At 71.5% G+C, this 12,106-nt stretch carries 10 protein-coding genes and 1 pseudogene; 8 read left to right on the top strand and 3 right to left on the bottom strand.

Annotated features, from left to right (window positions below; translation table 11 throughout):
- Positions 1-41: 41 nt before the first annotated feature.
- Positions 42-869: a DUF1206 domain-containing protein gene (locus IE278_RS04565; RefSeq protein WP_189768873.1), complete on the bottom strand. Its 828-nt coding sequence runs from the start codon at positions 867-869 to the stop codon at positions 42-44.
- A 178-nt stretch (positions 870-1,047) separates the two neighbouring features.
- On the opposite strand from IE278_RS04565, the gene IE278_RS04570 reads away from it, so the two are divergent.
- From IE278_RS04570 to IE278_RS04590, 5 genes are all read left to right on the top strand, one after another.
- The gene (locus tag IE278_RS04570; protein ID WP_189768875.1) at positions 1,048-2,724 is read left to right on the top strand and encodes an NAD(P)/FAD-dependent oxidoreductase; all 1,677 of its coding nucleotides are present in this window, start codon (positions 1,048-1,050) and stop codon (positions 2,722-2,724) included.
- Positions 2,721-4,244: an ATP-binding protein gene (locus IE278_RS04575; protein WP_189768877.1), complete on the top strand. Its 1,524-nt coding sequence runs from the start codon at positions 2,721-2,723 to the stop codon at positions 4,242-4,244. Before IE278_RS04570 ends, IE278_RS04575 begins: the two co-directional genes overlap by 4 nt.
- A complete protein-coding gene (locus IE278_RS04580) occupies positions 4,241-4,597 on the top strand; it encodes a UBP-type zinc finger domain-containing protein (protein ID WP_189768879.1) in 357 nt (118 codons plus the stop codon). The genes IE278_RS04575 and IE278_RS04580 overlap by 4 nt, the downstream gene beginning before the upstream one ends.
- Before the next feature lie 61 nt (positions 4,598-4,658).
- Positions 4,659-7,700 (top strand): helix-turn-helix transcriptional regulator, encoded by a 3,042-nt coding sequence (locus tag IE278_RS04585; RefSeq protein ID WP_373311899.1) that lies wholly within the window; start codon positions 4,659-4,661, stop codon positions 7,698-7,700.
- Between the two features lie 260 nt (positions 7,701-7,960).
- Positions 7,961-8,341, top strand: coding sequence for a hypothetical protein (locus tag IE278_RS04590; RefSeq protein WP_189768881.1), 381 nt, complete (start codon positions 7,961-7,963; stop codon positions 8,339-8,341).
- A gap of 114 nt (positions 8,342-8,455) precedes the next feature.
- Here the strand turns inward: IE278_RS04590 and IE278_RS04595 are convergent, their stop codons facing one another.
- On the bottom strand, positions 8,456-9,175 hold the full coding sequence (locus IE278_RS04595) for a DUF6624 domain-containing protein (protein ID WP_308434875.1): 720 nt from the start codon (positions 9,173-9,175) through the stop codon (positions 8,456-8,458).
- Positions 9,176-9,623: 448 nt separating this feature from the next.
- Here IE278_RS04595 and IE278_RS04600 point away from each other — a divergent pair, with 448 nt between their 5' ends.
- The 3 genes from IE278_RS04600 (at position 9,624) to IE278_RS04610 (ending at position 11,633) form a co-directional block, all read left to right on the top strand.
- Positions 9,624-10,490, top strand: a complete 867-nt coding sequence (locus IE278_RS04600) for a Sco1979 family transcriptional regulator (RefSeq protein ID WP_246569861.1) — start codon at positions 9,624-9,626, stop codon at positions 10,488-10,490.
- 3 nt (positions 10,491-10,493) lie between these two features.
- Positions 10,494-10,739: a DUF397 domain-containing protein gene (locus IE278_RS04605; RefSeq protein WP_189768883.1), complete on the top strand. Its 246-nt coding sequence runs from the start codon at positions 10,494-10,496 to the stop codon at positions 10,737-10,739.
- A gap of 84 nt (positions 10,740-10,823) precedes the next feature.
- Positions 10,824-11,633, top strand: coding sequence for an SAM-dependent methyltransferase (locus IE278_RS04610; RefSeq protein ID WP_189768885.1), 810 nt, complete (start codon positions 10,824-10,826; stop codon positions 11,631-11,633).
- Between the two features lie 48 nt (positions 11,634-11,681).
- On the opposite strand, the pseudogene IE278_RS04615 reads toward IE278_RS04610, so the two are convergent.
- Positions 11,682-12,086: pseudogene (locus IE278_RS04615) on the bottom strand (BBE domain-containing protein); the annotation flags it as partial.
- Positions 12,087-12,106: the final 20 nt, after the last annotated feature.

Genomic DNA, 12,106 nt, shown 5'->3' on the forward strand with positions numbered 1-12,106 from the left:
CCGGATCCGGGGCCACAGCCCTGTGCCGTCTCCGTGGTCGGTCAGACCTTGCGGTACCTGGCCATGGCGAACGAGAACGCCCCGAAGAGCATCAGGCCGACGGCTATGAGCACCAGCAGCCACGGCCCCACCGGGGTCTCGGTGAAGGAGCGCAGGGTGTCGTCCATGCCCTTGGCCTTGTCCGGCTCGTAGTCCCAGGCCGCGCGGACCGCGAAGCCGCCCGCGACGGCGAACACCAGACCGCGGGCCACACCACCGCCGACACCGGTCACGTCGACCGTCTGGCGCACCTTGCGCGACATCTCACCGAGCTTCATGTGCTTGTGGTACTTGCGGCGCGCGGCCTGCACGACCATCCAGATTCCCGCGCACAGGATCACCACGCCGGCTATGGCCACGAGCCACCGTCCGGCGGGCAGCTCCATCGCCTTGGCCGTCGCGTCCTTGGACTTGCCGTCGCTCGAACCGCTCCCGCCGGCCCCCGCGGCGAAGGAGATCACGGAGTAGGCGATGAAGCCGTAGAACACGGCCCGTCCCGCCGATGCCAGCCTCTTCTTCGCCTTGTCGCCGTCGGGGCCCGCCGCGCCGAAGATCGCTTCGGACAGCCGCCAGAGGGCCATGCCGACCAGTCCGACGCCCAGCGCCCAGAGCACGACCTCTCCGAAGGGCTTCCCGGCGACCTCCTGGAGCGCACCGCCCTGGTCGGCCTGTTTGCCGCTGCCTCCGAAGGCGATCTGCAGGGCCAGCAGGCCCACCAACAAGTAGATGACACCGCGCGCGGTGAAACCCGCCCGCGCCGCCCCCTCTATGGCAGGGGCCGCCTTCTGTTTCCCCGCCCGGCTGCCTCGTGTCAACGTGCTTGCGTTCATCATTGCCTCCCGTCTCCGGTTGCCCCGGCTCGGCCGTACGACACCCGTTGGGTCCTGCCGGGTGGTACGTCCCTATTTCCGAAGCAGATCGGGGGGATCGAACATACGATGGGCGTGCAAACGGAAAGGCGTCGCGCGTATCCGCGCGCGGACGCCGACCTCTCGGGGTGGGAGACGAATGGCACAGGGCACAGACGCAGCACGGACCGTCATCCTGACCGTGGACGACGACCCGGGAGTTTCGCGTGCCGTGGCCCGTGACCTGCGGCGTCGTTATGGCGAGACGTACCGCATCGTGCGCGCGGAGTCCGGCGAGAGCGCGCTCGACGCGCTGCGTGAACTGAAGCTGCGCGGAGATCTCGTCGCGGTGATCCTGGCGGACTACCGCATGCCGCAGATGAACGGCATCGAGTTCCTGGAGCAGGCCCTGGACGTGTACCCGAGTGCGCGCCGGGTGCTGCTGACGGCGTACGCGGACACGAACGCGGCGATCGACGCGATCAACGTGGTGGATCTGGACCACTACCTCCTCAAGCCCTGGGACCCGCCGGAGGAGAAGCTCTACCCCGTCCTGGACGACCTGCTGGCCGCCTGGCGGACCTCCGACCACCGGGCCGTGCCGATCACGAAGGTCGTCGGTCATCGCTGGTCCGCGCGATCTTCGGACGTACGGGAGTTCCTGGCCCGCAACCAGGTGCCGTACCGCTGGTACTCGTCGGACGAGCCGGAGGGGAAGCGGCTGCTGGCCTGCGCGGAGCAGGACGGCGAGCGGCTGCCCCTCGTGGTCACCGCGGACGGGGCGGTGCTGGTGGAGCCCGACGATCAGCGGCTGGCCGCCGAGGTGGGCCTCGCCACGACGCCGACCGCCGAGTTCTACGACCTGGTCGTCATCGGCGGCGGCCCGGCCGGACTCGGCGCGGCGGTGTACGGCGCCTCGGAGGGGCTGCGGACGGTGCTCGTCGAGCGCTCCGCGACCGGCGGACAGGCAGGGCAGAGTTCGCGGATCGAGAACTACCTCGGCTTCCCGGACGGCGTGTCCGGCGGACAGCTCACCGACCGTGCGCGACGGCAGGCGACGAAGTTCGGCGCCGAGATCCTGACGGCACGCGAGGTGACGGGGCTGGAGGTGACCGGGGCCTCGCGGACCGTGCGCTTCGCGGACGGTTCGGCGATCTCCGCGCACTGCGTGATCCTGGCGACGGGCGTGTCGTACCGGCAGCTGGAGTCGCCGGGCGCCGACGACCTGACCGGGTGCGGGGTCTTCTACGGCTCCGCGCTGACCGAGGCCCCCGCCTGCCAGGGGCAGGACGTGTACATCGTCGGCGGGGCGAACTCCGCCGGACAGGCCGCCATGTACCTGTCGAGGGGCGCCAAGTCGGTCACCCTGCTGGTGCGCGGCTCCTCCCTCACCGCGTCGATGTCCCACTATCTGATCGAGCAGATCACGAACGCGCCGAACATCTCGGTGCGCACCGGGACGGTCGTCGACGCGGTGCACGGCTCCGACCATCTGGAACAGCTCACGCTGCGCGATCTTGGGAGCGGCCACACCGAACTCGTCGACGCGCAGTGGATGTTCGTGTTCATCGGCGCGGCGCCGCTGACCGACTGGCTGGACGGCACGGTCCTGCGGGACGAGCGCGGGTTCATCGTCGCCGGGCCCGACCTGGCGGTCGGTGGGGAGTCGCCGCCCGACTGGGAGCTGGACCGGCCGCCGTACCACCTGGAGACCAATGTGCCCGGGGTGTTCGTGGCGGGTGACGCGCGCGCCGAGTCCGCCAAGCGCGTCGCCTCCGCCGTAGGAGAGGGAGCCATGGCCGTGATGCTCGTCCACCGGTACCTGGAGCAGTCATGAGCGGGCGGCCGATGCCGTGCGACATCAAGGAACTCAGCACCCTGTTCCTGTTCGAGAAGCTGGACGCCGAGCAGTTGGGGCGGCTGTGCGCCGAGGGCCGGGTGGAACTGTTCGAGCCCGGTTACGTGTACGAGGAGGGCGAGCCGGCCACCTGCTTCTTCGTCCTCCTGGAGGGCACGCTCGTCATGTCGCGGCGGGTCGGCGGCGATGACGTGGAGATCAACCGCACCTCCCAGCGCGGGGTGTACGCGGGTGCCATGCAGGCCTATCTGGCGGCCCCGGAGGAGGCCCGCTACAAGGGTTCCCTGCGGGTCACCGAGCCCTCGCGGTTCTTCATCCTGCCCGCCGAGACGTTCTCCGCGGTCCTGCGGGAGTGGTTCCCGATGGCCGTGCACCTGCTGGAGGGGCTGTTCTTCGGCAGCCAGAACACCCAGCGGACCATCGGGCAGCGTGAGCGGCTGCTGGCGCTCGGCTCACTGTCCGCCGGGCTGACGCACGAGCTGAACAACCCGGCCGCCGCGGCGGTCCGTGCCACGTCCGCGCTACGGGGACGGGTGGCGGGCATGCGGCACAAGCTCGGCATGATCGCGGCGGGCCCGTACGCGCGCGACGCCCTGGAGACGCTGGTCGAGATCCAGGAGCGTACGGCGGAGCAGGTCGCCAAGGCCACGCCCCTGAGCCCGCTGGAGGCCTCCGACCGGGAGGACGCGCTGGGCGACTGGTTCGACGACCACGGCATCGCGGGCGGCTGGGAGCTGGCGCCGACGTTCGTGCAGGCCGGGCTGGACATCGACTGGCTCGACCAGGTGGCCGCGACCGTCGACGACGGGACGCTCGAAGGCGCGATCAGGTGGCTCAACTACACGGTCGAGACCGAGCTGCTGATGAACGAGATCGAGGACTCCACGACCCGCGTCTCGAACCTCGTGAACGCGGCCAAGCAGTACTCGCAGCTCGACCGGGCGCCCTACCAGGTCGCCGACGTGCACGAACTGCTCGACAGCACCCTGATGATGCTCGCCGGGAAGATCGGGCCGGGCGTACGGATCGTCAAGGACTACGACCGCTCGCTGCCCCGGATCCCCGCCTATCCGGGCGAGTTGAACCAGGTGTGGACGAACCTCATCGACAACGCCGCCTCGGCGATGGGCGGCGAGGGCACGCTGACCGTGCGCACCGCGCTCGAACGGGAGCAACTGCTCGTCGAGTTCCGTGACACGGGGCCCGGGGTGCCCGAGGAGATCCGCGGCCGGATCTTCGACCCGTTCTTCACCACCAAGCCCGTGGGCGAGGGCACCGGGCTCGGCCTCGACATCTCCTGGCGCATCGTCGTGAACAAGCACCACGGGCATCTGCAGGTGCACTCCGAGCCCGGCGACACCCGCTTCCAGGTCTTCCTCCCGCTCACCGCGGAGGAACCCGATTCCGAGCCCGGTCCGGAGCCCGGCGCCGGACCCGCCGCAGCATCCGTCACGGAATCCACCCCCACTGGATCCGACACCCCTCAGGAGGCGTCATGACCACCTCGGACACTGCAGGAATCGACCCGAGCGTGCCGCCGAGCGGCACGGGTTGTGTCGAGTGCGAGGCCGCTCAGGGCTGGTGGTTCCATCTGCGGCGCTGCACCCAGTGCGGTCACGTCGGCTGTTGCGACGACTCCCCCTCCAAGCACGCCACGGCCCACCACCAGAGCACGGGCCACCCCTTCATCCGGAGCTTCGAGCCGGGCGAGGCCTGGTTCTGGAACTTCGAGACGTCAGAACTGTACGAGTCCGGGCCCGACCTCGCCCCGCCGCTCAGCCACCCGGCCGACCAGCCCGCGCCCGGCCCCGCGGGGCGGGTACCGGCGAACTGGGCGCAGACGCTGCGCTGACCCCCCCCCGCCCCCTGCTCCCACCCGTGGGACCAGGGGGTTGTCGGTGGCGCGTGCCAGGATGGATCCCGTGTCGACCACCGCATTCACCACGCCGCTCAACGGACCCTTCATGGGGCCTTTCATCGGGCGCGCGGACGAGCTCGCCCGGCTGACCCAGGTGCTGGACCGGGCCCGGGCCGGTGAGGCACGCGCCGTGCTGGTCGCGGGGGACGCGGGCGTGGGCAAGACCCGGGTGCTGGCCGAGGCCGCCGGGCAGGCAGCGGCGGCGGGCACGACGGTGGTCACGGGGCACTGTGTGGACCTCGGTGACGTGGGTCTGCCGTATCTGCCGTTCACCGAGATCCTGGGGGTGCTCGCCGGGGACGAGCGGTTCTCCGGCACGCTTGCGGCACATCCCGTGGTCGACCGGCTGATCGGGCAGGGCGGGGACGGGGCACGGGACGCGGGCGGCCGTCCGCAGCTGTTCGAGGGCATGGCCGCGCTCCTGGCCGAACTGACCCGGGCCGCCCCGCTGTTGCTGGTCCTGGAGGACCTGCACTGGGCGGACCAGTCCTCCCGCGACCTGCTGCGTTTCCTCCTCAGCAGGGGCGTCCTGGGAGGCGCGGGAAGTGCGGGCGGCGCGCCCGGTCAGCGGCTCGCCGTCTTCGCCTCGTACCGCGCCGACGATCTGCACCGCAGACATCCCTTGCGGCCCCTGCTCGCGGAGTTGGTGCGGCTGCCCGCCGTGGAGCGGCTGGAGCTGCGGCCGATGCCCGACGGCGAGGTGGCCCGGCTCGTCCGGTCCCAGCGGACCGCCCCCGTGCCCGCTGCCACGATCCGGCGCATCGTCGAGCGCGCCGAGGGAAACGCCTTCTACGCGGAGGAGTTGCTGGCCGCCACCTCGGAGACCGTGTCCGGGGCCGCCTCCGCCGTCCCCAGCGGTCTGGCGGACGTGCTGCTCAGCCGCTTCGAGCAACTGACGCCGACCGCACAGCAGGTGCTGCGCACGGCGGCGGTGGCCGGACGCCGCGTCGAGCACGACCTGCTGCGCGACGCGGTGCAACTGCCCGAGGAGGAACTGGAGTCGGCGCTGCGCGAAGCCGTCGGACGGCAACTCCTCGTCGCCGGAGGGGACTCGGGCGGGGGCTCCTACTCCTTCCGGCACGCCCTGATCCGTGAGGCGGTCTACGCCGATCTGCTGCCGGGTGAACGGGTGCGGCTGCACCGGGCGTTCGCCCATGTACTGGCCGGACGGGGCCTGCCCGCCGAGTGCGCGGCGGAGCGCGCCCACCACTCACGCGAGAGCCACGACCTGCCCGACGCGCTCGCGGCCTCGCTGGAGGCCGCCGACCACGCGGCACGGGTCCGCGCTCCCGCCGAGGAACTGCGCCACCTGGAGGCCGCCCTCGACCTGTGGTCGGCGGTGCCCACCGACGCGCGGCCCGACGGCTTCGACACGGTCACCCTGACACTGCGCGCCTCGGCCGCCGCCGCCCACGCGGGCGAGACCCACCGGGCGGTCTCGCTCACCCGGGCCGCCCTCGCGCGCATGGGCTCCGACGAGGACTCCGAACTGGCCGCCAGGGTCCGCTACACGCTCGCGGGCAACCTCATGCGGATCGACAGCCTGACCGCCGCGTTCACGTACAGCAGTGAGGCCCTCGCGATGATCCCCGCGGACCCTCCGTCGCTTACGTGGGTGTGGGCCGCGTCCACCCACGTCATGGCCGCGCGGTACGTGGGCGACGACGATACCGCCCGTGACGTGGCCCGCCGGGCGCTGGGAATCGCCGAGGAGCTGGGCATACCCGACGCCCGGGCCGACCTGATGATCTCCCTCGTCGGTCTGGCGGGAGCGCGCCGGACCACCCCGGAAGGACGGGCCCGGCTGCGGGAGGCCCGGGAGCTGGCCCGGCGCGCGGGGAACATCTCGATCGAGATGCGCGCGCTCTTCAACCTCTCCATCGGCGCGTACGAGTCCGGTGACCTGGACGAATGCCTGACCTGGCTCTCCGACGGGCTGGAGCGCGCGGGTCGTGCGGGGCTGCTCGCCTCGCCCTATCCGCTGGAGATGCGCTACCTGCGGTCCCTGGTGCTCTACTCCCTGGGCCAGTGGGACGAATGCGTCCGCGCCGCGGAGAGCGACGCGGAGCGGCTGCCCGCGGCGGGTGGCTACGCGATCGGCCCGGCGCTGGCGGTGGCGCTGGCACGCGGTGAGCAGGGGGCGGCCGAGCGGGCGCGTGCCCTCCTGGACGGACCGTTCGACTGGATGGCCACCCTCGTGGCGGGCATCCTCCTGACCGACGCGGCGGTCCTGCGCCACGATCCCGAAGCGGCCGTCGAGCAGGTGCGTACGAGCGTCGCGGCTCTCGTCGACGACGCCGGTACGACGCCCGATGTGGTGGTCCGGCTCGCGGCGCTCGCCCTGGCCCCGGTGGCGGACGCGGCCATGGCCGCCCGTCTGGCGGGCGACGAGGACGGTGTGCGGCGCTGGTCGGAGACCGGGGCGGAGCTGGTGGGGATGGCCCGGGCCACGGCCGCCGAGGGCGAGGACGGTTCACCGCAGGGTCCCGAGGGCCGGGCGTGGCTGGCACGCGCCGAGGCCGAGTGGTCACGGGGCCGGGAGGAGGCGGAAGCCTCGGAGAAGACGGAGGCCGAGGAGAGGGCGGCGGCCTGGGAGAGGGCGGTCGAGGCGTTCGGTTACGGGGACGTCTACGAGCAGGCCCGCTGCCGGCTCCGGTTCGCGGAGGCCCTGGTCGCGGCGGGGCGGCGCGAGGAGGCCGCCGGGCAGGCGCGGGCGGCCCGGGACACGGCCGTCCGGCTGGGCGCGGCGCCGTTGCGTACGGACGTGGAGCGGCTGATCCGCCGGGCCCGCCTCGCGGAGACCTCCCCGGTGGAGGGCGTCCCCGCGCTGACCGCCCGGGAGAACGACGTCCTGCTGCTCCTCGCACGGGGCCGCACCAACCGGCAGATAGGCGAGGAGCTGTTCATCAGCGGCAAGACGGCGAGCGTGCACGTCTCCAACATCCTCGCGAAGCTGGGCGCCGCGAGCCGTACGGAGGCGGTGGCGATCGCGTACCGCGAAGGGCTGGTCCAGGCGGAACCGACCGCCTCCGGCTGACCGCCGGGCGGGACCCCTGCCGGCCGTCGTACGAACGGGCCTGTGAGCGGGCCTAGGAACCGACCTGGGAGCGGCTCGGCGCTTCGTCGGCGGCCGGGCCGTGCCGCAGCGGCTGCGGGGTCCGGCGGATGGCTGTGTCATGGAGACAGGCCCACGCGAGGTCGAGCCGCCGTTTGTGTCCAGGGCAACCGGTTACACGAGCGGATGGCCCGCATTCGTCCACGTACAAGAAACACGTACAAGCAAAGGTGGCTGTTCTCATGACGTCCGGCACGCATCTCGCTCTGACGCTCACTCTCACCGGCGGTTCGGCCGCCGACGCGCGGGCTGTCGTCCACACGCTCGAACCCGTCTTCGGATCGCCGGACACCCTGCCCGGCGACGACGGCGCCACGGTCTACACGGCCACCTTCGGCAGCGACACGTCGAACGGCGGAGGCGGCGACGGCGGAGGCGGCGACGGCGGCGACAAGCCGTCCGCCGGGGCCAAGCTCTCCACGTCCGTCACCGTCACCCTCCAGGGCAGCCCGGAGGCGGTGCGCCAGGCCGACGAGACGCTCTCGGCGGCCTTCAAGGTCCACGAGGAAGGGGCGGCCTCGGGGGACCAGGAGCAGGAGCGGGAGCTGCGCCTCGAACCGTAGGCGGCCGCCGTGGGTACCGTGCTGGGTCCTGCGCCGGGTCCCGTGCGCCCCCGTCCCGGTGGCCCGTCGTCCCGGTCACCCGTGGCGCGCTCTCACCCGTCGGGCCCAACCGTCTCACCCGCTGAGTCGTAGGGTCCGCATCTGTTCGTCGAGGGGAGCGAGACCGACGTCGCGACGCCGCTCGTCGAGCGTGTCGGGCCGGCGGACCGGATACGGACAGCAGGTCACGGGGTCGATACGGGTTCCGTAGAACTGCGGCTGGCCCAGTTCCACGGCGCAGTGGTCGGCGATGTACGCGTGATGCGGTGCCGGGCAGCGTCCGTCCGCCACGGCCTGGGCGATCAGGTCGCGGCACACGACCTGGAAGCCGAGATCCCGCGTGTGCAGCAGGATCATCAGGGCCGCGGTCGAGGCGGGCGCGCCGACCAGGTCCGCGGTCGGCCAGGTATGGCGCCGGACGATGGTTCTGAGCGCCTCGGCGTTGGCCTCGCGGCATTTCGCGAGGCGGTGCCGCGCGGCCGGCGTGGGACTGCGGTGTGCCTCTCCCGTCGCCCGGTGGTCCTCGTCCACCCGGCGGACCAGTTCGCGGGCAAGGGCGGCGGCGAGCGCCGGGAGGACCGCCGGGTGGCCCTCCCGTACCGCGTCGTGGGCGAGCCCTGTCCGTTCCTCGTCGGTCGCGTCGGACGCGTATCCCCTGCGCATCTCCCCCACCCCGTCGTGGGTCTCTTCCCCGTGGTGCGGCCTTTCCCTGCTGCGCTGCATGTCCCCGTTGCGGTGCGTGTCCGCGTCGCGGTTCACGACCGGTCTGCGGTCCGCGTCCCCGTCGGGAGGCACGCCCGCTCCGCGGGGGTCTTCCGTCCCGTACGGCGGGCGGTGTCCGCGATGACGGCCGGCGCCTCGGCCTGTCGAGTGGTCGGCGGCCGTGCCGTGTACCTCGTGGCCGTCGCACTCGACGCCGACCGCGGCCGTGTCGTCCCGGCCGCGGTGCGAACTCTGCCCGGGTTCCTCGGTTGTCCGTCGCTCACGGTGGCCATCCAGGTCTCGCTTCACGCTGCTGCGGGCTCGGCCGACCCGCCGGGGGCGCTCAAGTGCGCTGCTACCGAGCGCCGTTGTGCGCCGTAGCCGCCGGACTGTGCGGCACGTCACTCGGTCCCTATGATTGCGTACACACTCAACTCGTAACAAGCGTTCTGATAATTTCAGAACGATCCGCACGGCCCTGTCTGTGTCAGTCACGGCGTGGCACACTGCTGGGCGTGACGGCCGTTCCGGGAGGTAGGACGTGAGCGACAACCGCTCCGGCGGCAGCGCGCCGACCGTCCTGCGGATGGTCCTCGGGAAGCGGCTCCGGCACCTGCGGGAACAGGCGGGCATCTCCTTCGAGGACGCCGCCCGGGCCATCGAGGTCACCCCTTTGACGGTCCGTCGGATAGAGAAGGCCGAGGTCGGCCTCCGTATCCCCTACGTACGGGAGTTGCTCCGCACGTACGGAGTCCCCTCGTCGGAGGTGGACGACTTCCTCACGATGGCCAGGGAGGCCAACCGGCCCGGCTGGTGGTACTCCTACCGTGACGTGCTGCCGGACTGGTTCAGCGCGTACGTGAGCCTGGAGAGCGAAGCCAGTGTCATCCGTCTCTACGAACCCCACTACGTCCCGGGCCTGTTGCAGACGCACGACTACGCGGCCGCGCTGCTGCACGTCGGATTCCCGAACGCGACCAAGGCGGACATCGCCCGCCGCGTCGACCTGCGTCTGCGGCGCCAGGACCTGCTCGCCAAGTCCGACGCCCCGGCCGTCTGGGCCGTCCTGGACGAGACCGTGCTGCGCCGGCCGGTGGGCGGGCCCGAGGTGATGCGGGCCCAGATCGACCGGCTGAGCGAGGCCCTGGACATGCCGAAGGTCCGGATCCAGATACTGCGCTTCTCGGTGGGCGCGCACCCCGGCGCGTTCGGCCCGTTCCACTACTTCCGCTTCGGCTTCTCCGAACTTCCCGACGTCGTCTACACCGAGAGCCTCGTCGGCTCGGTCTATGTGGACCAGCCCGCCGACGTCGTGACGTATCTCGAAGTACTGGACCGGATGTCCGTGCAGGCGGCGCCGGTCGCCCGGACCAGGAGCATCCTGGCCGAACTGCGTAAGGAGTTGTGAGCCATGACGTCCACGGACCCCGTACACAGCGGTATCCCCGCCGTCGAGCTGGGCACGGAGGGCTGGCACAAGCCCTGGAGCGGTACCAACGGCGGCAGTTGCGTCGAGGCCAAGCGGCTGCCCGACGGGAGCGTCGCCCTCCGCCAGTCCACGGATCCGGACGGGCCCGCGCTGGTCTACACCCGGGACGAGATGATCTCGTTCCTGCAAGGCGCCAAGTCCGGCCAGGCCGACTTCCTCGTCGCCTGACCCGGCCGTTCTCAATCAGGGCTAAGTGAGAGTGAGTTGACGCTACGTTAGGTAGTGACCGCCGACGCACGGCAGGAGATCCCCATGGCAGAAGGCCAGCGCACCCCCGACCAGGACGCCTTGTCGAAGATCGACACCACGGTGCCGCACTCGGCCCGCATCTGGAACTACTGGATGGGCGGGAAGGACAACTACGAGGTCGACCGGGTGGCGGGGGACGCCTACCGCCGGATCGCGCCGAACATCGAGACGATGGCCCGCGCCTCCCGCGGTTATCTGATCCGTACCGTGACGTTCGTCGCCGGTGAGCTGGGCATCCGCCAGTTCCTCGACATCGGCACCGGCCTTCCCACGTACGACAACACCCATCAGGTCGCCCAGCGCGTGGCGCCTGAGGCGCGGATCGTCTATGTGGACAACGACCCGCTGGTGCTGCGGCACGCCCAGGCGCTGCTCACCAGTACGCCCGAGGGTGTCACCGACTACATCGACGCGAACCTGCACGAGCCCGAGACGATCATCGAGGCGGCGGGCAAGATCCTCGACTTCGAGAAGCCCGTCGCGCTGATGCTGATGGGCATCCTGGGCCACATCCAGGACTACGAGGAGGCCAAGTCCATCGTGAGCCACCTCCAGGCCGCCCTGCCGTCGGGCAGCTACTTCGTGCACTACGACAGCACCGACACCGACGCCGAGCTGAGGCGGGCCCAGGAGGGGTACGACGACACCGGCGCCGTCCCGTACGTGCTGCGCAGCCCCCGGCAGGTCGCCGCGTTCTACGACGGTCTGGAGCTGCTGGACCCCGGCATCGTCTCCTGCCCGCTGTGGCGTCCCGAGCCGGGCACCGACCCGCAGCCGACGGATGTGTACGGAGGCGTGGCCCGCAAGCCCTGACGCCCCCCGTCGGCGCCAGGGCCCTCCGCGGACGGTCGGTGGGGCCGGTCAGGACCGTGCGGCCGGCTGGATGTTCTGGTTCAGCCGGAACAGGTTGTCCGGGTCGTGGTCCGCCTTGATCCGGGCCAGGCGCGCGTAGTTGTCGCGGTAGCTCGCGCGGACCCGCTCCTGCCCCTCGTCCATCATCATGTTCACGTAGGCGCCGCCCGCCGAGTACGGGTGCAAGGCGTCGAAGTAGTCGACGGTCCACTGCCTGATCAGGTCTGCGTTCGCCGGATCGGGGTCCACCCCCGCGTACACCGAGGCCCAGCGCGCGTCCCGGTAGCTCCAGGCGGTGTCCGTCGGGGCGTGGTCGTGGACGGCGCCGTCGATCGGGTACAGGTGGAACGTCGACTTGAGCGTGGGCAGTTCGGCCCCGAACTTGGCGTGCTGGTCGATCGCGTCACCGGGGATCGCGCGGGCCTCCTGGTAGC

Source organism: Streptomyces tauricus (assembly GCF_014650955.1).
Taxonomy (GTDB): Bacteria; Actinomycetota; Actinomycetes; order Streptomycetales; family Streptomycetaceae; genus Streptomyces; species Streptomyces tauricus.

Bases quoted from the DNA above. Each gene is read 5' to 3' on its own strand.
- IE278_RS04565 (WP_189768873.1), bottom strand. From the start codon at position 869: ATGAACGCAAGCACGTTGACACGAGGCAGCCGGGCGGGGAAACAGAAG.
- IE278_RS04570 (WP_189768875.1), top strand. From the start codon at position 1,048: ATGGCACAGGGCACAGACGCAGCACGGACCGTCATCCTGACCGTGGAC.
- IE278_RS04575 (WP_189768877.1), top strand. From the start codon at position 2,721: ATGAGCGGGCGGCCGATGCCGTGCGACATCAAGGAACTCAGCACCCTG.
- IE278_RS04580 (WP_189768879.1), top strand. From the start codon at position 4,241: ATGACCACCTCGGACACTGCAGGAATCGACCCGAGCGTGCCGCCGAGC.
- IE278_RS04585 (WP_373311899.1), top strand. From the start codon at position 4,659: ATGGATCCCGTGTCGACCACCGCATTCACCACGCCGCTCAACGGACCC.
- IE278_RS04590 (WP_189768881.1), top strand. From the start codon at position 7,961: ATGACGTCCGGCACGCATCTCGCTCTGACGCTCACTCTCACCGGCGGT.
- IE278_RS04605 (WP_189768883.1), top strand. From the start codon at position 10,494: ATGACGTCCACGGACCCCGTACACAGCGGTATCCCCGCCGTCGAGCTG.
- IE278_RS04610 (WP_189768885.1), top strand. From the start codon at position 10,824: ATGGCAGAAGGCCAGCGCACCCCCGACCAGGACGCCTTGTCGAAGATC.